General features: G+C 36.6%; 11 protein-coding genes. 2 read left to right on the plus strand and 9 right to left on the minus strand.

Annotated elements, in window-relative coordinates; genetic code table 11:
• Positions 1 to 706: 706 nt before the first annotated feature.
• Positions 707 to 3,613, plus strand: a complete 2,907-nt coding sequence (locus BMX24_RS18530) for a SusC/RagA family TonB-linked outer membrane protein (RefSeq protein ID WP_089795485.1) — start codon at positions 707 to 709, stop codon at positions 3,611 to 3,613.
• 21 nt (positions 3,614 to 3,634) lie between these two features.
• A complete protein-coding gene (locus BMX24_RS18535; protein ID WP_089795487.1) occupies positions 3,635 to 5,530 on the plus strand; it encodes a SusD/RagB family nutrient-binding outer membrane lipoprotein in 1,896 nt (631 codons plus the stop codon).
• A gap of 67 nt (positions 5,531 to 5,597) precedes the next feature.
• Here the strand turns inward: BMX24_RS18535 and BMX24_RS18540 are convergent, their stop codons facing one another.
• From BMX24_RS18540 to BMX24_RS18580, 9 genes are all read right to left on the minus strand, one after another.
• Positions 5,598 to 6,125, minus strand: a complete 528-nt coding sequence (locus BMX24_RS18540) for a hypothetical protein (protein ID WP_170835753.1) — start codon at positions 6,123 to 6,125, stop codon at positions 5,598 to 5,600.
• Between the two features lie 12 nt (positions 6,126 to 6,137).
• Positions 6,138 to 6,671: a hypothetical protein gene (locus BMX24_RS18545; protein ID WP_089795489.1), complete on the minus strand. Its 534-nt coding sequence runs from the start codon at positions 6,669 to 6,671 to the stop codon at positions 6,138 to 6,140.
• Entirely contained in the window at positions 6,668 to 9,406 is a 2,739-nt protein-coding gene (locus BMX24_RS18550) for a COG1470 family protein (protein WP_089795491.1), read from the minus strand. Before BMX24_RS18550 ends, BMX24_RS18545 begins: the two co-directional genes overlap by 4 nt.
• A complete protein-coding gene (locus BMX24_RS18555; RefSeq protein ID WP_089795493.1) occupies positions 9,399 to 10,196 on the minus strand; it encodes a WxL protein host-binding domain-containing protein in 798 nt (265 codons plus the stop codon). The genes BMX24_RS18550 and BMX24_RS18555 overlap by 8 nt, the downstream gene beginning before the upstream one ends.
• 99 nt (positions 10,197 to 10,295) lie before the next feature.
• A complete protein-coding gene (locus tag BMX24_RS18560; RefSeq protein WP_089795495.1) occupies positions 10,296 to 10,874 on the minus strand; it encodes a hypothetical protein in 579 nt (192 codons plus the stop codon).
• A gap of 239 nt (positions 10,875 to 11,113) precedes the next feature.
• On the minus strand, positions 11,114 to 13,465 hold the full coding sequence (locus BMX24_RS18565; protein ID WP_089795497.1) for a phosphocholine-specific phospholipase C: 2,352 nt from the start codon (positions 13,463 to 13,465) through the stop codon (positions 11,114 to 11,116).
• An 80-nt stretch (positions 13,466 to 13,545) separates the two neighbouring features.
• Positions 13,546 to 15,021: a SusD/RagB family nutrient-binding outer membrane lipoprotein gene (locus BMX24_RS18570; protein WP_089795499.1), complete on the minus strand. Its 1,476-nt coding sequence runs from the start codon at positions 15,019 to 15,021 to the stop codon at positions 13,546 to 13,548.
• A 17-nt stretch (positions 15,022 to 15,038) separates the two neighbouring features.
• Positions 15,039 to 18,179 carry a SusC/RagA family TonB-linked outer membrane protein gene (locus BMX24_RS18575; RefSeq protein ID WP_089795500.1) on the minus strand — a complete coding sequence of 1,047 codons (3,141 nt, stop codon included), beginning with the start codon at positions 18,177 to 18,179 and terminating at the stop codon, positions 15,039 to 15,041.
• Between the two features lie 185 nt (positions 18,180 to 18,364).
• A complete protein-coding gene (locus BMX24_RS18580; protein ID WP_089795502.1) occupies positions 18,365 to 19,969 on the minus strand; it encodes a BamA/TamA family outer membrane protein in 1,605 nt (534 codons plus the stop codon).
• Positions 19,970 to 20,055: the final 86 nt, after the last annotated feature.

Genomic DNA, 20,055 nt, shown 5'->3' on the forward strand with positions numbered 1-20,055 from the left:
GTCTCATAGAGTTTTCTGTGAGACTTTTTTTATGCACATACCCCAAAGATTTATCTTTGCTAGATGCTAGATGCTAGATGCTAGATGCTAGATGCTAGATGCTAGATGCTAGATGCTAGATGCTAGATGCTAGATGCGCGGGGAGCTCCGGAGGAGCGACCTGTTAATAGCCGAGGAATGTAATGTTTGGAGAGATTAGCCCTGTAGGGGTGACCTGTAATAACAACAATCGTATTTAATGTTGCATATGGAAATTAAAAAAAAAAACGAATAAGGAATGAGTAGTTTTGCTAGTGATAATTAAATGATTTGTTATTGTGAGAAGTAATCTTATGAATACATACAGACCTTCTACATTATCAATGCAAGCCTTTTTTTCTTCAGAATAATTCTCAATAAAAATTTTCTTTTGGCATTCGTTTTTAAATCTATTTTTTTTCATCAATTAGCATTTTTGTAAATTCTTAGGCGCTATTTTTTTATAGTGAATAAATTTTTAAATGTTTAATTATGAGATGTTTTGAGGGAATCAAACAGAATGAAATGATATTTTCATTTAAAATTTTTATTTTATCACAAAAATGTGATTATTTTTATTCATATTTTTTAATCGAATAATTTATAAAGAACTTAAAATTAAATATGGTTCTAAATTATTTGTTAAAACTTATTAAAATATTGCTACGTATATACCAAATTGCTTTTTATGAGAAAAATAACTTTTAAGATTGGACTACTCCAGTCCACATTATTCTGTTTGGGGTTGTATGGCCAAAACAGTGACTCTATTAAAACAACAAAGATCGACGAAGTCGTAGTCACTGCGTATGGCGTAAAAAAAGAAAAGAAAGCTCTCGGATATTCTTTCCAGGATGTAAAAGGTCAAACACTTGTAGATGCTAAAGAAACGAATGTGACCAATGCTTTAGTAGGAAAAGTTGCCGGACTACAAGTGATAAAAGGAGGCTTTGGACCTGCTTCATCTTCAAAAATTAATCTAAGGGGTCTTAATTCTTTTAAAGGAGACAATCAGCCTCTAATTGTCGTTGACGGAGTTCCACTGAGTAATAATTTAGGAACAAAGCCTAAACAAAATGATGGTTATTACAATAATGACTTTTGGAATCCTGATCTGGATATGGGAAACGGCCTGAGTGATATCAACCCCGATGATATTGAAAGTGTTTCTGTCCTTAAGGGTGGCGCGGCTTCGGCTTTGTATGGCTCAAGAGGTGGAAATGGTGTTATTTTAATTACTACAAAAAGTGGTAAGAGAAAAGGAGGCTTAGGAATTACCTATTCTACGAGTTTAGGATTTGAGACAATTTTTATGAAGCCTGATATGCAGCATAGCTTTGCTCAAGGCAGCAATGGAGTTGCAAACCCGCCAAATGATCCTAATGGCACAACTTCCTCATGGGGACCTGCTTTTGCAGGATCTGATATGACTGTTTACGATAATTTGAAGAGTTTTTTTAAAACCGGGATTAATTCACAACACACTTTAAGCTTTCAGGAAAATTTGGGAGAAGGCTCCAGCTTGTATACTTCGGCGAATTATTTACATGATAATAGCCAGATTCCAAATTCGAAATACGAGCGGTTTAATTTTATGGCTAAAATGAATTCAACATTCGGAGCCAATAAAAGATGGACGTCTGAAATGAAAGCTCAGTATATCAGCACAAAGGCTAATAACAGACCTTCCGGAGGAAGTGGAGATGGGAACTATTATCCAAGAATTCTTCTCATGCCACAGAATATTGATATCAATGATTATCGTGAAGGGCAGATGCAAAATGGCGTAAATTCCCGCTGGATTACCTCAAACGGAATCAATCCTTACTGGTCGGCCTATAATAGTCTTAATTCAGATAAAAAAGACAGGTTTTTATTAAACGGATATCTTAAATATCAATTCAACGACTGGCTGAGCGCCGATGTGAGATTAGGAACGGATTTCTATTCTCTGAATGCAGATGCAAAAGTATGGACAGGCTCTTCCCGCAAGAACTCTTATGGAACAAGTGAAGAAAAGTTTTATGAAAATAATTATATTACAAGTCTGACGGCCAAAAAAGATAACTTATTTGGAAAATGGGGAGGCTCGCTTTCGGTATATGGTCAGATGATGGAAAGTCGAACTAAAGCTATTTACTTCTCAACACAAAACCTTATTATCCCAAATGTATTTAGTGTAGATAATACAAGTGATCTTGCTGCGGTGGCTACCAATGAGGTAGATTTTAGAAAAAAGATCAATTCCGTATTTGCGGCTGCTGAAATTAATTATGACGGCTATTGGTATATTAATGCTACAGCTAGAAATGACTGGTCTTCAACCTTAAATATTGAAAACAGATCTTATTTTTATCCCTCAATAAGCACTTCCTTGGTCTTAACGGAAATGTTGAATAAATTAAACGGAACCACATCTAAAATTTTAACCTTCGCCAAATTACGTGCAGCATACGCGGTAACGGGAAACTCCTTAAATCCTTATGAGCTTTATAATACCTATACTCTTTCTACAGATCCCAACGGTCATATTATCTTGAGCAGAAAGAAGATATTATATAACTCAAATTTACAGGCAGAAAAGCTAAAGACCTTTGAAGTAGGGGCAGATCTTAAATTCTTTAACAAGGTTTCTTTGGATGTAAGCTATTTTAATAATAATGCTACAGGCCAATTGATAGACCTTCCTATGAACCCTCTTTCTGGGTATGAGCAGGCAAAAATAAGTTCCGGAGGATTGCATAATAGTGGAATTGAGGTTGTTTTAAATACAGATATCTTTAAAAAAGAAAACTTTATCTGGAATATTAATGCAAATTTTTCTAAGCTTAAAAGTATAATCGATAAAATTGACGGCACTGTTTCGAAATATCCTTTGGCTGGTTTTGACAATGTCGGAATTTTTGCTGAAGTGGGAAGACCTTACGGAGCTATTTATGGAACAAAGTTTTTAAGAGTAGAAGATGTGAATAGTCCTTACTATGGGAAACTTATTGTCGATCAAAATGGATTGCCGCAGGCAACACCCGACCAGCATTATTTGGGAGATCAATCTCCTAAAGCTTTGTTTGGGTTTACAAATAGTTTTGTAATTAAAAATTTTGGTCTTTCTTTTTTAATTGATGGAAGAATTGGAGGTGAATTTTTCTCAGCAACCCAATCTGCATTACAAAGAGTCGGACTTGCCGAAGATACGGCTCCGGGAGGAAGACGCGATAATATCGTACTGGATGCAGTCGTACAGGGCGGCAGTGGTTATACGGCAAATACCAAAGAAATCACTCAACAGGATTATTGGACTGCTGTCACAACAGGAAATCTTGGAATTACGGAACAAAATATTTATGATGCCACCAATATCCGGCTTAGAAATGTACAATTATCCTATAATTTTCCAAAAAGTATTTTTGAAAAGCTGGCCTTACAAAGTGCTAAAGTTGCGTTCACTGCAAATAATGTATGGATGATTTATAGTAAAGCAAAAGGCGTAGATCCGGAATCTGTATTTGCCATAAATTCTAATGCTGTAGGATTTGAAAACCTTGCATTTCCTACAACGAGATCATATTTATTTACTATTACACTAGGATTTTAACACCAAACAAAAATTGAAACAATGAAAAAATATATCTTATCCTTTCTTGCAGTAACGGTACTTTCTGTTTCATGTAATGATTTTGAAGACATCAACAACGATCCGTTTTCCGTAGATATTAATAAAGCTGAACCTGAATATTTTTTAAATAATTCAATTCTCGGGGCACAGCAAGACCCCAATATTGCAGAACGTGTTTTTGTTTTATACTGGAAAACTGCAGCAAGACAACATTTGACAACCGGAATTGCGGGAGGGACATACGATGATTCATGGACTTCAGAATACTGGAAATATATTTCAGAATGGCTTAATAATGCAAATGCAGCGATACAAATAGCTAATGAGAAAAAAGCACTCGGTCAAGGCAAACCTTATTATGACAATATTATTCAGGTTTCCCGAATTTGGAGGGCTTATTTAATGAGTGAATTTTCCGATAACTTCGGGCCACAGCCAATTCAGGCATTTCAGGGTACGAATCCTACTTTTAATTCTGAAAAAGAAGTGTATTATTTTATTTTAGATGAATTAAAGGATGCAGCCGACAAAATGGATCTTAACCAGGCTGCTCCCTCAAATCCCAATGCTTATGATATGGTGTATGGTTTTAGCTGGGGAAAATGGGTAAAATATGCCAATTCCATGAGAATGAGAATTGCAATGAGAATTTCAGAAGTAGATCCTGTAAAAGCAAAAACCGAGTTTGAAGCAGCTGCCAATTCCAATATGTTCATCGCTTCAAGCACTGATAACTTTACGGTGGCCGAAAAGCCAGGATGGGATGCCTTAACGGGCGTAATGTCCAGAGAATGGAATTCCCAGATTTTGTCGGCAACTCTTAATAATATTTATATTGGCTTAGGGGGAATTAATACTACCAGTCAGTTACCTGCAGCTCAACATCCTGCTGTAAAAGCTGCTGATTATGTAGGAATAAAATACGATCAGCAATTCACCACAATGACGAACGATCCTAGCGCGGGATATTGGCTGGATGGGCTTCCCAACAAAATTGATCCAAGAGCTTATAAAACTTTCTATATTCCCGGAGATCTTACCAATCCTATTTATTCTCTTTATCCCACTTATACCAATGAGGCCACAACCAATTATGGCAATCTTACTTTTGCAGATAATTCTCAGATAACAATTAATACCGTAAATACCTGGAATGCTTATACCATTGGAAACTGGGGAGTGAAAGGACAAAGGAACGGATTAAGAAATGTAATAGGCTGTATGCCGGCTTTAGGAAAACAATATAGAGAAAGTAAAAATTCCAGGATATTTTTTGCAAGCTGGGAATCTTATTTCCTTATCGCTGAAGCGGCTCTGAAAGGATGGGCAACACCCATGAATGATGAAGCAGCTTACAACAAAGGTATTCAGGATAGTTTTACTTATAATAATGTTTCACAGTTTTACGGGCAATACATTGCTTCTACAGACTATAACAGGGATGGGACATCAGTTGCGTACAATCATACAACGGAGCCGGGAGCAAGCCATACCATGCAGTATAAAGATCCGTCAACTAATAATTTAGTTTCTGTTGAAATTAAATATCCTGTCAATACCATTTATAAAAACGGAGCCTTTAAAAATGATAAATTAACAAAGGTTATTACTCAAAAATATATTGCCAATATGCCTTGGCTGCCTTTGGAATCCTGGAGCGATCATAGAAGACTGGGACTTCCGTTCTTCGAAAATCCTGCCATTGAAGCTCCGTTGGTGAATTTACCGAATCTGAATGCTGGAAATTATATGACCAATTCAATTAAAAATTTCCCTCAAAGATTAAGATATCCGAGTACTTTCAGAAATACGGATCAGACAGGTTACGATAAAGCCGTCCAACTTCTCGGAGCCGAAGATGCTGTTCTTACTCCGCTTTGGTGGGCAAAACATTAATGATAAACTAAGCTACAGAATTTTTTTTTTCAGGAGTCCTTTTCAATTTTTTTGAAAGGGACTTTTTTTAAAGCGCACTTATGGTAAAAACAACCCTGCTGTTATAAGTAGTTGCCGGAATAGTTACTGAAACACCGGATAATTCCAGCTGAACAGGGATATTGGTATAAGAAGCAAGCGCTACAATCGCCTGAATTCTGAATAACTCAACATCCGTCGTCAAGGGAACTGTGATATATATCGTTCCTCCCGTAATAGAGCATGTGAGACAGGCTGTTGTTCCGTTTCCGGTTCTTCGGGCATGCAAAATCAGATTGGAATTCCAGGTAGGATTGGCCTCATAATGAACAGACACTTTTCCGCTCCCTAACAATAATGGAACACTTGCCGCCAACAAAATTTGATTGGTCGCACTTTCATAAGTTCCTGTATAATTGCTTCCGGCTTCTGTAATCGATGGGATGGTTACTGTCCAATTAGTTCCGCCGACGGTGAGTGTCCGTTGTGATTGTAAATGACAAAATGAAATCAAAAGCACAAAGAATGCACTTTTCACGAAAAATTTAGTGTTAAAAAAATAGGTTTTAAGCTTCATTTTAAATCATTTTTATTCGGTGATGGTGTATGTGATGACGACCGGAGTATTTGTCCGAGCCGATAAATTGGCGTACGTATTTGCAGATAAAGTAATGGTCAGTCGATGTCCGTTATTGGCGCCGGTTCCGGTGAAGGCTCCTCCGATTCCGCTAATGATGGTTTGCGCAGTGGTGGTCAGCGTTACCTGAGCCGAAGGGGTTCCCAGTGTTCCTCCCCCCGATCCGGAAGCTGTTGCCGCCTGAATCTTTATATCAATTCCTGGAAGAACTTGGTTAATAGAAGCTGTAATTCTCCTGGAAAGCCCTCCCGGAGCAATAGCAGAAGTATAATTGATCCATTTTGCAGTATTGGCTGCAGGTGCAGTGACGGGTCTTCCTGCATCGGTGGGTGCTACAAAATTTATAGCGATGGTTCCTGCGGGTTCTACGTCCATGAGTGTCACAACGGGCAAGGTTACAGCAACAGTCCGGTTTCCTGTGGTTTGTGAAAATATTGTACAGGAAAAGCCTAAAAAGATTAAAAATAATAATTTGAATAATTTCATTTCCGCTTTTTTGTTTCGTTGTAACTTACTTTTATGGTTTCCTGTTGATATTTTACTTCTGTTTGCTGCTTAATGACATGTATGGTTAATTTTTTTATTTCAGAAGGTTTTAAATTAAATCGAAATTCATCAATCGGAATTTTATACCTTTTGTCCAATCCGTTTCGGTAGATTTTCACTTTCCATTCTCCAGGACGCAGGTAGGTAAAATCAAAATTTTCTCCGATCACCGCCATTTTACGATAAGTTTGATCACCGTTTGAGGCTTCGATAATAAGGTTTTCTTTCTTTTTCTTATCTTTTTTAATAGCAAGTTGCGCAAAGCTCGCCTGGTTTTCAGAATATTGGATATTTCCTTCAATATTGGCTGCACTGGTCAATCCGAAATTGAAAATATTTTCTTTTTCGGTAAGAACTAACGAGGCAGGAACATTTACATCCGGAATATCACCGATTTCCGTTGTAGACCGATCCATTTCTAAAACATAATCTCCCGGAATCACATTTTTAAATATAAAATTTCCGCTTCTGTCTGTGATGGATAAATGATTTCCCAGCATGAGCCGGATGCCGTCGACTTTTTTCACACCAAGATTTTTAATATTTCCTGAAAGCGTCGTGTATTCTGCAATTTTCTGTGTCGGAACATTCATGCGCAAGGTGTAACGCAGGGAGAAAATAAAATCTTTATTTCCCAATTCTCCACGCTGCAAAGTATATCTTCCGGAAAGATCAATTTCATGACCGCGAAAAATCTGTTGATGAAAAAGTATTTCAAAAAGATTCCGGTCGGTATAATAATCTTCAGGCATATAATTGTTCTGATAAAATAAGCTGAAACTTGTTGTATCTGAAAATCTGCTTAAAATTCTTGCACCATAATATACCTGCTTCTGGTTTTGCAATTGATACCGTGAAGTAATCGCATAGCTTCCATATATATTAAATGAAGTTTTAAATTTTTCAAAGCCAATATTCGCGGTATAAAAACTCGAATTCCCGGAAAATCCCGTTAAATAATTGTCGGTTTTTCCAAATTGCCCTTCCAGATTCAACTGGAAAATCCCAATTTGCTGGTCTATACTTACCTTAAAAAAACGTTCTTTATAATCAAATTCTTTGGGCATCAAACGGTCTTCATATCTTTGAAATCCGTTGTAAAGCATGACAGAACCACTTTTCATGTATCTGTACTGAATTCCGTATTGTAAGAATTTCCGGTAAGGAGCCGCCAAAAATAGGGTGTCGCGCTGAAAATTTCTGGCGTCCTGAACATACGTCGCAAGTACATTTATTTTCTTTGAAAGGTTGTACTGAAGATTTCCGTTGAAAGTACTGGTATTGTTAAAATATCCTGCATATTCCGGACTGGCTTTCATGTACATCACATTCCCGCTGATCTTTTCAAAACTCGCAATAGCCTGAAGCATGAATGCATTTCCGTCTGTTTTATCTGTTTTGCTGTAAGAGGCTTCCCCAGAAATCTCAAAATTTTTCGTCAACTGAAATTTTCCGGCAACATAGGGCAAATGGGCATTGGAATCCAATCTGAAATTTGAAAAACTTACATCTACATTCTCTGTTCTTGGGATTTTGTATAAATATCCGGTGGTAATTTCCGATTCTTTAGCAATTTTAAATTTTGAATACACATTAAATTCATCTTTAATATCCCTGAAAAATCTGGGATGATTGTAAAAACCGCCAAAACTTATTTTTTTTAAATCAAAACGAATTTCTGCGCCGCGACCATACCTTGCATATTCCGTTAAAAACGAAGATGAATAATTTTTATCTCCGAGATGAACAAAGAAATTATCTCTCTTATAATTCACAAAATATTCTTCGTATTGGGTGAAAGAATTAAATTCTACCGGATTTTTCGTTATGGCATGGAACTCAAGAAGATTTTTATTGTCTTTGTCTAAACTTCCTTTGCCGTAAATTTCACCCTGAAAACCATCGTCATATTCACCGCGGTTTCGCATTCCGATGAAAGAAATCGAAGCTGCCACCGGAAATCTGTGAAAAATATCTTCTTCAACAGGTTTTACCGAAATGATTTTCACACTTGTATACGCTGTCTGATTTTCCGAAGGGTTATCAAGTGAGTATACCGAAAGATTTAGGTTTTGATATTCATTTTTTCCTAAATCCGGATTGGTGATTTTATTGATAGTAATTATTTTACTTTCTCCGGGAGGAAGTACTAGTGAAGTATTTTCTTCAACAACGGCATTTTTACTTTCAAGGATTAAATTTTCAGAAAGATTTCCGTTATTTTTTAATAAAAAAGTAGCTTTAATGGTTTCTCCTGCTTTTACAAATTCTGGATAATGTAAAGTTGTCAGGGAAATTTTTCTCGTACCTGAAACAAAAAACGCTGAACTTTTAACGAATTTTTCACCCGTATTTTTTTCAATTCCACTTAAAAACACAGAATATTTTCCTTGCGGAGTTTCTGTTGCTATTTTTAAAGGAACAATATAAACACTTTTTTCATTTGCTGAAATTTTCAATTCTCCATTGGTAAGAATCGGAGTGATATGTGAGCTTGATGTCTCGACTTTCAGGTCATAGATTTTACTTTCGGGAGCCGTATTTTCTATCGTAAAGGAAATAGAGGTAGAGGTTCCCGGCAGCAGACTATCTTTTTTGTTGACAAAATCTTTTTTTTGAGCAAAAATTAGTACTGGGAATAGTAAAATAAGATATAAAATCCAATTTTTAATCATTCTTTACTTCCAATTCCACATTGAGAGCAAATGCGTTTTCATCTTCATCGGTGGCTATGAGTACGGCATTGTATCGGGCAGCAGGCATTTTGCTTATATCGATATGGAACGATTTTGAGGTTTGTGGTAATAATCCCATTGGCTGGCTGGAAAAAACGCCCAGCTTTTGGCCATCTTTTTTGTAGATTTCTATGGTTGCGGTTGGTTTGCAATAGAGATTTCCATTGTTGGCAATGGCAACTTTCAGAATCTGGCTTCCGTTTTCTCTTTCGATTTTTAAGCCTTCAAATTTTAAGTCAGGTTTTGCTTTTTCAGAATCAAAATCTGTAATCACCTGAATGGCATATCGAACGATCGACGTAATATTTATCCCTTCTTTTTCGTTGCTCGGCTTTATATTTTCCACAGGTTCTACCATGATCACGCTCCAATAGCTTCCCGCATTGGAAAGCTGTTTGGGTACTGTGATCTCGTAGAAGACTTCTGTTTTTTCTTTTGCTTTTAAAGTGATAAGATTGGTGTTAAGCTTAATCCATTCTGCATTGGTTTTTACATTCGTATTGGGAGCGGTATAGCTGATAGAGCCATCCGACTGATACGTGAAATCCTGCAAAAATAATTTTACACTTTGTGGCTGACTGCTTGTATTTTCTAGGGAAATTTTTCCTTTATAGACTTGTCCGTTTTCTACTTTATAATTGTGGGTAAGACCGTTAAGAATTACAATATTAGCCCGTAAAAGACAGACTGGTAACAGAAAAATAAGCAAAAGGGAAATATGCTTTATCATTTTTAATGTAAAGTTTGGGTTGAAACAAAGACAAAAGAACAAGGAAGAAACTGCTGAGCGATTTCTCCGTATTAAATTTTAAGGGTTTTCAGACGATGATTAATTATCCGAAATGGTGTAGGTTACCGTAGCGACAGCTGTTGCAGTGGCTTCCAGATCGGCATAACTGGCGACTGTTCCGGGGCCGCTTCCGGGAGCTAAAGCATATGTAAGGTTATGACCATTGTTGGCACCATCACCAGTGTACGCACTTCCGATTCCGGAAATGATGGTTTGATCTGCTGCACTTAATGTCAATTGCGCTGAAGGCGTTCCTAATGTTCCTCCGCCGGCTCCGGTTGCCGCTGCAGCCGTTACTCTGATGTCAATTCCGGGGATGATGGCATTTACTTTTACAGAAACATTACGGGTGGCATCCGCAACAGATTTGATGGATGAATAGTTCAGCCAAAGGGTGTTGTTGGTGCCGGTAGGTGTTACAGGAAGACCAGCTTCTGTAGGCGCCGTAAATCCTAAAGTAATGTTTTTGTTTGCTGCCGGTTCGATATCTACCAAAGCAACTTCCGGAACAGAGATGGTTACCGTGTGATTGTCTGTGTTCGTGTCTTGTGCACTCAGGTTGGCAGAAATTGCCACTGCCACTATAGACAAAGCTAAAGTGAATTTGATTCTTTTCATGATGTTATGATTTGGTAATGTGAAGTTAGTAAAATTCATCATAGTTTGAAATATTTTTAACTCTTTTTTTAATGGTTATAGTTCATTTTCAATATTTTAACATTTCAATTTTTAATGGTTAAAATATTTCTGCATTTTATAACTTTTTAATTTAAATTTTTATGATTAAACTCAATAACTAAAAAAGTCTTACGTTTTTTAACATAAGACTTTACATTGTTTTTTGAAATATTATAAGCTTAGGCCCAGTGTGGATCTGAAACTGTAGGCTTTCCGGATTCTATTCTTCCTGCAAAATGCCAGCTGTTTTTCCCTGAAACAAGTTTTATATCGTACCAGCCTTTCATTTTATTTAAATCAATAATGATTTTTTCCTGTATCATGGTTAAGGTAATTTCCGTTTTTTTCTTTTCATAGCCATTTTCCAGATCAAGACGTATATCGGCACTCTCTTTTTTATTCTTTTTAATTAATAATTCAAGCTGATTTTTTGATGAAATGTTATTCAACGAAATTTCTAGTTGAGGATCATCTTCTCCTTTAAAATGCCTGTAAAAACCATTCGGGCCAAAAACTTCCATGTCATATTTTCCGGGCTTTACAGCGTGAGATAACTCCTGTTTAGAATATAAAGCATACGAAAAATGGAAATTATCATTGTTAAATTGCGTTCTGTCATAGATCAATAACGGAACGGCTCTTTCTTTTACATTGATCATGGAAATTTTTCCACTCCCAAAATTCACGTGATAATTATAAGGCAAAGGGTTTGATGGCTTCAATCCTCTCTCCTGAATTTCCAAGAGATTATTATTCAATTCATTTTCTGAATACCATTTTAAATTCGGAACAGGTTTGTTTTTCGCGGAATTGATGGTCTTAGCGTAATCTTTTTGGTTTAAATAATCGATCTGCGGAATTTTTACATTAGATGAATTAAAAGAGGAAGTCAGATCCCCGCAAATTGCTCTTCTCCAGTCACTGATATTATCTACTGTAACATTTTTATTAAATTTTTTCTGAATAAATTTCTCCAAAAACTGCAACACCGAAGTATGGTCCGAAACTTCAGAATTGACAAATCCGCCTCTTGTCCATGGTGATGCGATAATCATCGGAACTCTGTATCCCAAGCCCACTGTTCCTTCTATTTTTTCTTTATCCTTTATATTTGGCGAAGCCATATATTCCTGATTTATACTTACATATTCCACGCCTTCTTTTCCATCAAAATCTACCAGTTGACTTGGATTCATCGGTGGCGCAAAAGGTAAAACGTGATCGAAATAGCCGTCATTTTCATCATAATTAATAATGAAGATCGTTTTTTTCCAGGTTTCCGGATCTTTGGTTAAAATGTTTAATACTTCAGAAATGTACCATGCTCCATACCACGGCGAACCAGGATGGTCCGAAAAATGCTCAGGCGCAACCAGCCACGAAACCAACGGCAGTTTTTTATCCTCAACATCTTTTCTGAATTGAAATAAAACATCACCTTTCGGAACTACCAATTTGTCGCCATTTTCATCTTGTCCCTCTTCCAGATTCCAATAATCGGGATCGTTGATATTTGTGGTAAAGGCTTTCTCATGAAGATTTTTTTCTGTTGGTGAAAGTTTAGCAAAATTATCAGGATGATATTTAATCTTATCTTCTTCAAGCTCGGCGATCAGAGTTTCGAATCTCTCTTTTTGCTTCGGATTTTTTTCAATTTCTTTTTTTAAATAAGAAATAATATTCGGAATGTTCTGATAATATCCCCTTGAAAATTTTACATTAAATTTTGAAAACCATTCAATCGGATTATCCGTAAAGTTGCTCAGCCAAGCTTCCTGTTCACCAGACATCCCTTTTGGAAGACTGATTTCATTCTGATAAATTTTCCATGAAATCGTGTTTTCTTCTAAAATTTCGGGGAAACTTTTCCATCTTGCCTGATGGTTTTTATCGTAATCGATATTTTCGTTGTAAACATTTGCTTTTACTTTTCCGTTTTTCTGTTCTCTGATGGTTCCTGACCAATGAAAAAGACGGTTGGGAGTAGTTCCCGTTAAAGACGAACAAAAATATTGGTCGAAAATGGTAAACGCATCCGCCAGTTGATAATAAAACGGTAAATCTTCGCGGTTGTAATATCCCAATGTCAATGGAATATCTTTGTAATCTTTGTTTCCGGAAGCTTTTGCCTGAAGCCATTGGTCGTATTTTCCTTTATTCAGTGCTTTTTGCTGATCACTCCATGAGTGGGGAAGTGAGCTCATCCACGTTGATTTTGTATTTCTCAGATCCAGACGTGCGGGAGCGGCATATTTTCCGGAATCACCTTTTTGAAAAAACGCAGAATGACCGTCCGGTTTTATGAAAGTTCTTTGATCTAAAAATCCTCTAACCCCTTTCATTGCTCCGAAAGCATGATCGAAAGAACGGTTTTCCTGCATTAAAATCACCACATGTTCAGCATCATAAAAAGTTGATTCAGCGGCGGGAGCGATGGTTAAAGCTTTTAAAATGGAAGGATGCAGAACATTGGAAGTTCCCAAACCAGCCAGCAAAAGACCCGATTTTTCTAAAAATTCTCTTCTTTTCATATTGAATAGTAATAGAAAGAAACCGCAAGTTAATTTCTTTTCCTGCGATTTCTTTAATGTTTAAAAAAATAATTTAGATTTTATTGCAACCACCACGGTTTAGAATTGATGTTATCATTTCCTCCGTATTGTGATGCCAATGCAGCCTTAAGATTAGCATTGTTGTAATTGTACTCAGATTGTGGATACCGGAATCTGAAAGGTGCTGAAACTCCTGTCTGTAAAGGGAAGTTTGGGTAACCTGTTCTCAGATAATCGTAATAGGAAGTCCATTGTGACTGATGGAACATTGTCATGTATTTTTGTGTCATGATTCTTTCCAGTTGTGTTGCCAAAGGAGCTGAATTATCATACACAACCAGAGGAGTCGCCAGATAATTATTAACATCAAATCCTGAAAAATACAGACCAGGATTTTTTACATAAGTCTGATAAAAACTAAAACTGGCTTTAATGGCATTGTCGTAATGTGTTTTTGCCGATCCTGAAATCCAACCTCTTGCCGTAGCTTCAGCTAAAATAAATTCTAGTTCCGAATAGCTTAATACTGATGAAGGCTCGTTGGTAGCATCTTTGTAGAAACGGTCGTTTACTTTAGAAATGTTTTTTGCTGTAATTAAAGCTGCATTATCAGAATAAGGAGAAGTTGGGTTTCCTCCGTTATACCCTGTAAAATCAGTGATGGGTTTTCCTGCTTCTTTTGCTCCGGTTGTCTGCGCTGCAAAAGTGAATAAACGTGGATCTTGTCTTGTTTTGAATAAATCAATAAAATAATTGGCCATGTACAAACTCGACCCGTAACCACTGTTGTTGAACATCGTGTATCGGCTGTCTGCAGCGTCTACGAATTTTAATTCTCCGTTGTCTGCAATAGATGTCATTAAAGTCTGGCTTCCTGCGATGGATGCGAATTCCGTTGCAACGTTGTAACTTCCAATGGTCGCTTTTTTAGACATTGTTATCAAAATTTTCAATCGGAAAGAATTGATCAGTTTTTTCCATTTTGTTGCGTCGCCGTTGTAGATGATATCGCCTTCGATTTTATCGTTTTGATTGATTAAATCGTTGGCTTCTTTTAATTCCGTTAAAATTCCCGCCATCACGGTTTCCTGAGAATCGTACTTTGGCTGGGTAATTCCTGATTCTCCTTTTACGGCTTCAGAATAAGGGATGCTTCCGAATTTTAAACTTAAATTAAAGAAATACAAAGCCCTGTAAAATTTACCGATGGCCTGGTAATTTTTATTGTTAAGTTTTTCTGCTTCCTGCATCATTTTCACCGTATTCAGAAGGCCTTTTGTGTAAACATCGAATGAGGCATCGCTCCACTTCATGTACTGATAAGTATTTTCACCGTCTGTCCCGATCATCATTCTGGAAGCATACATATTGTCGCCATTCACCTGAAAAGCATTGGAAGAAACGTAGGTCAACAAATATTTCGGATCTACACTTGCCTGATCATTCGGGTTTTCATTGATGGTGTCAAGATTAGATTCGCAAGAAGTCAACGCTAATAATCCAACTACAAAAATTGATTTTATAATATTTTTCATTTTGATTTTTCTTTTAATTAAAATTTAAGATTAAACCCTACTCCGATCCATCTGCTTGAAGGATCCTGAATATCATTTCCTGTCCCGATTTTGTAATCCGGATCCGAATAAAGATTTTTAGATTTTTTCCACATCGCCAGATTGTATCCTGAAATATTTGCCGTGAAGCCTTTTACCATACCTCTTGGGTTTAATAAATAAGAGAAGTCATATTCCAGAACTACGGATCTTAATTTCACGAAAGTTCTGTCGAAAACGTTGGCAAATTCTTCACTTTCATCTTCTGTCACTCTCGCCTGATAAGGATAATTCTGTGCCCAATCCTGGAAGCTGATGGCTTTGGTGTGTGGCGTGTACGTTCCTGTTGCTGCATTATAATTTACACCATCCGGAACAAAATAATACGTTCCCGGATTTGCATATTCCAGATCTCTGTATTGTGTAGAATTCGGATGCTTTCCGCCCCACCACATTTTTTCTACCACCTGCGATCTCATGACACCACCGACACTTCCGTCGATTCCGATATTCAAAGTGAATTTTTTATATTTAAATGTATTGTTGAAACCAAACGTCCAATCCGGATTGAAATGTCCTAGATTTGTCGGTGTGTTTGCTCTTGTCGGCATTCCTGTTTCGGCATTCAGGATCACTTTTCCGTCTGGGGATTTTTGCCAAGTGTAGTCGTAGTAACTATCCATTCTCTCTCCAAGTTTGATATTGTTGTAAACCGGCATATTGTCGTAAATGGAAGTCAGTTTCTGTTCGTAAGTACTCCAGTTGATCAATGATTTCCATGTAAAATCGGATGTTTTAACTGGTGTTAATCCTAATGAAATTTCAAGACCTTTCGTAGTGTATTCGTTTCCGTTCACATATTTTGAGGTAAAACCTGAAGGTTGCGCGCTTGGGAACTGAAGGATATTATTATAATCCAATGTTCTAAAATAAGTAGCGTCCAACGTAATTCTATTGTCGAAGAAACCTGCACTTAATCCTAATTCATAAGATTTTGTCTGTTCCGGCTTTAATGTATTTTCAACATTTAAAGTAGTTGGATAATAATAGGTAGGATTTCCGTTGAATGTAATTCCGCCATTGTTTACATAATAATTTCTGATCGAGTAAGGCTGAAAATCATACGCTACCTTTGCCCACGAAGCGGATAATTTTAACAGGCTGATGGATTCCGGCATTTTAATTAAATTCGAAACAACAGCACTCAATGAAGCGGAAGGGTAGAAATATGATCTGTTGGCTTTCGGGAGGGTAGAAGACCAGTCGTTACGACCAGAAACGTTTAAGAAAAAAGCATTGTACAAACCAACGTCAATCGTTGTATAGGCACTGTAAATTAACTTTTCTTTTAAATAATCATAATATTTTACAGCTCCGACAGAATTATCCAAAGTATATAATTCCGGAATTTTCAAGCCATCTGTTGAAGCATTATCCACATCATTTTTATAGTAAAAAGCAGAACCTCCAGCATTGATCGTGAAATCAAAATTTTCAGAAATTTTCTTTTTATACGTTGCTAAAACATCATAGTTGAGGTTCCAGGTTTTGGTATCGTTCAAAATATAGCCACCACTTCTCGGTGCACTGTAATTAAAATAAGAATATGGGCTTAGAATTTCCTGTTTGTTGTGGTTTTCCACAATGGAAATTTTCCCTTTTACCGAAAAATCTTTCGTTGCTTTATATTCTAAACCTGTCTGTGCATTGATAATGTTGGTTCGGTTTTTATTTTTATAATATTCTGCTCCAAACCATGGGTTGTTGTACCATGCGTAGTTCCAGTTGGCTTGTGCAGTTCCTTCTTTTCCGGGAATCCACATATGATTTTTAAGATCTCTTCCGTCTACATCGCCTCCCATCCAGATCAGAATCGTGTACATGTGACCACTTGGGTTGTAATCGTAATTCGGAATATTTGGGGTAAAAGTCTGATTAAAATTAAATTTAGTATCAAAAATTAATTTTTCGCCTAAATGATTTTCAGATGAAAAATTTACACCATAACGCTGAAGATAAGACTCAGGAACCCGGTCGTCATAGTTCATGAAATTTCCTGAAAGTCTGTAAACATCTTTATTATTTTTATAACTAATCGAAAAATTGTTATTATTAATTACCGCTGGTTTCAGGAAAGTATCCAGGTTATCATGATATTTCCAATCGATCGGAACTCTTTCGTATCTTGATTTGTCATCATACTGAGTTCCCGTCACTGCTCCATACCACGGCGTTACCTGTCCTGTCACTTTATCTCGGATCGGGCTGTTCCATTGTGCGATTTTCAATCCGGGAGTAAATTTCGGACCCCAGATCATATCTCCATCGTTCACACCGCCATCGGCTCCGTCCCAGAATTCATATTTTCCGTGCGAACCGTTTCCGTATTCTGTCTGAGTTTTCGGAAGGTTGGTAAATCCCGCTGTGACCATTGTGTTTTGAGAAAATTCAACTGTGAAGCCTTTCTTTTTTGCACTTTTTGTAGTAATCAAAACAGCGCCGTAACGGCCTCGCGAACCGTAAAGAGCGGAAGCAGTTGCTCCTTTCAATACGTTGATATTGTCAATATTATTTGGATCTAAATTTTGGAAAACTTCTTTTTCAACAATCACTCCGTCGATTACAAAAACGAGATTTGAATTTCCTCTTAACGTAAATTGCGGAGCCTGTTGCATTCCTGTTGGGTTTGAAACATTTAATCCGGCAACCTGCCCTGAGAATAGATTTCCGATGCTTGGAGTTGTGATTGTTTCAAATTGTTTTGTTCCAACTTCCTGAGTTGAGTAACCGATTTTTTCTTTCTTTTTTGCAATACCTAAAGCGGTGATGACAACACCCTCGATCTGTTTTTCATTAACCTTTTTTAATACAACAGAATAATTTCTTTTGTTTGAAACTTCGATAGTATACGTGGAAAATTCCGGTGAAAAAAACTCAAGGACATCTTTCGGATTGGCTGAGATGGTGAAATTTCCGTTTTCATCGGTGGTAGCCGTTTTTCCGGTGTTTTTGTCGGTAACATTGACGCCTGAAACACCAGAGCCGTTTTCGGATTTTACATTTCCGGAAATGTTGATTTCTTGAGCAGTAAGATAAAGGGGAAGTAAAAAAACCGCAAAAGTAGCTAAAGTCTTCTTCATTTTTTTGAGGACAAATTTAGCGGTGTACTGTTACCTGAACTTTAATGTGGTATTACGATAAATATATCATTTCAGTAGGAGACAATAGAAAAATTAATGAAATTATAAACATAAAAATTATGATTACCTCAGAGATTTTTGCTTTTTTATATAGTGTTATTATAAGGTATAATGCAGTTTTCAGGCTAAAACCTGCTCAAAATTCCCCAATGAATTTTTATATCATTAAACTTAAACGGATTTCCAAACTCATTACCATTGGAAAGCTGAAAACTCATCAGCCCGATCGGAATAAAGAAATTGAAACCGAGCCCGACACTGTAGAGTTTGGGTTTTACATTTAAAGATTTGTTATTGAGTTGCCCGTACTGTCCGAAGACGTCAAAGAAGGCCTGATTCCCGATGAGATACCGGTATTCCAGACTTCCGTAATAGTAAAAATCGGCGGCGAGGGAGTTTTCATTGAAACCCCGCATGGAATTCCAGCCTCCGAAACGGTACAATTCGTTGGCCGAAAACTCGATCTTTGAGTCCATCATGGCTCCTTCCGCTTTGATATTGAGGAAATGATTTCCGTTGATATGGTAATTGTGTTCCCCGAAAAAGTAGAACTGATTTTGCGGAGATTTAATATTATCTTTCGTATAAGTCGTTGTCAGATAGTCATATCCGGCATTGATTTTTGTTTTATAAAGAAAAAGGTCGATATCCGTCGGTTCAATCATTTCAAACCAAATCCCGATTCCTTTTTTGTTGTAATCTTTTCCCTGCACATACAGCGTATCAATGATGCTTGAGCTTTCAAAAGTTCCTCTCAACCCGATTTTGTTTCTGGAATTGAGATGGTAATAAAGAGCCGGAAGTGCCTTTACATTGGCAAAAGTAGAGTCTTGTCTGAAGATATTTACCTTCATGTTCAAACCGACATTCGATTTGAAAAGATAAGGAATATCAGTCTGAAGATCAAACGTCTGTCCTTTGTCCGGGTTTCTCTGCCAATACAGATTGATGGATTCAAAACTGTTAAATATATTTTTAAAATTGACATTCAGAGTTCCGTTTAATGTAAATTTATCAGATTTATCATTTCCAAAACCGATCACACCATCGAAACTGTTGGTCTTTTTCTTTTCCATGAAAAGATAAATGCTGGTGGAATCTTTTGTAAACAATGTTTGCGGAGGGCGTTCCAGGGTGATAAACTGGTGACTTTGAAAGGATTTATTAATGGCAATAAGATTTTTGTCGTCGTAGGTTTTTCCCTTGAATTCTTTTTCAAGATTTTTTATAAACCTCTTCGGAACATTGGTGTAGCCTTTTACCACAAAACCATTGATGGTTCTTTTATCATTTTTATTAATATCTAATTCTACGATTGGATAGCCGTTCTTTTGACCTTTGTATTTTGATTTGATCCTGCTGAACGCAAACCCGTCATCAATATATTGTTTATTAATATTTTTCTTTGTTGAGTCTAAATTTTTAGTAAAAAATTCTTTCTGATTTTTAGTTTTCTGAACAATCGAATCTGTCAGGCTGACGTAAGTTTCATTGAAATTTTTTCCTTTGTCGTAAATAATTTCCGTGCTGTCTCCCTTGATGTTTACTTCTTTTAATTGAGTGAAAAAGTAATTGTTTTGCGCCAGAGAATCCAGAAATTTCGCTGCAGATAAAGAATCTTTCACCTTTTTCTTCACCTTTGTTTCAGAATCTATGAGAAAATAATGCTTCTTCTGCGCCTGTACAAAAACGCAAAACAGTACAAAAAATATTTTTAAAATTAATTTCAATTCTGGTATGTTTAAACCATTAAGATTTATTTAAGGAGTTAAGAATATTAAGTTTGCTGCTTAAAAATCAGAATGATTATCTTAAT

This window comes from Chryseobacterium wanjuense, from assembly GCF_900111495.1.
In the GTDB taxonomy this organism is placed as follows: domain Bacteria; phylum Bacteroidota; class Bacteroidia; order Flavobacteriales; family Weeksellaceae; genus Chryseobacterium; species Chryseobacterium wanjuense.

Bases quoted from the DNA above. Each gene is read 5' to 3' on its own strand.
- BMX24_RS18555 (WP_089795493.1), bottom strand. From the start codon at position 10,196: ATGATAAAGCATATTTCCCTTTTGCTTATTTTTCTGTTACCAGTCTGT.
- BMX24_RS18530 (WP_089795485.1), top strand. From the start codon at position 707: ATGAGAAAAATAACTTTTAAGATTGGACTACTCCAGTCCACATTATTC.
- BMX24_RS18540 (WP_170835753.1), bottom strand. From the start codon at position 6,125: ATGAAGCTTAAAACCTATTTTTTTAACACTAAATTTTTCGTGAAAAGT.
- BMX24_RS18560 (WP_089795495.1), bottom strand. From the start codon at position 10,874: ATGAAAAGAATCAAATTCACTTTAGCTTTGTCTATAGTGGCAGTGGCA.
- BMX24_RS18575 (WP_089795500.1), bottom strand. From the start codon at position 18,179: ATGAAGAAGACTTTAGCTACTTTTGCGGTTTTTTTACTTCCCCTTTAT.
- BMX24_RS18570 (WP_089795499.1), bottom strand. From the start codon at position 15,021: ATGAAAAATATTATAAAATCAATTTTTGTAGTTGGATTATTAGCGTTG.
- BMX24_RS18535 (WP_089795487.1), top strand. From the start codon at position 3,635: ATGAAAAAATATATCTTATCCTTTCTTGCAGTAACGGTACTTTCTGTT.
- BMX24_RS18565 (WP_089795497.1), bottom strand. From the start codon at position 13,465: ATGAAAAGAAGAGAATTTTTAGAAAAATCGGGTCTTTTGCTGGCTGGT.
- BMX24_RS18545 (WP_089795489.1), bottom strand. From the start codon at position 6,671: ATGAAATTATTCAAATTATTATTTTTAATCTTTTTAGGCTTTTCCTGT.
- BMX24_RS18550 (WP_089795491.1), bottom strand. From the start codon at position 9,406: ATGATTAAAAATTGGATTTTATATCTTATTTTACTATTCCCAGTACTA.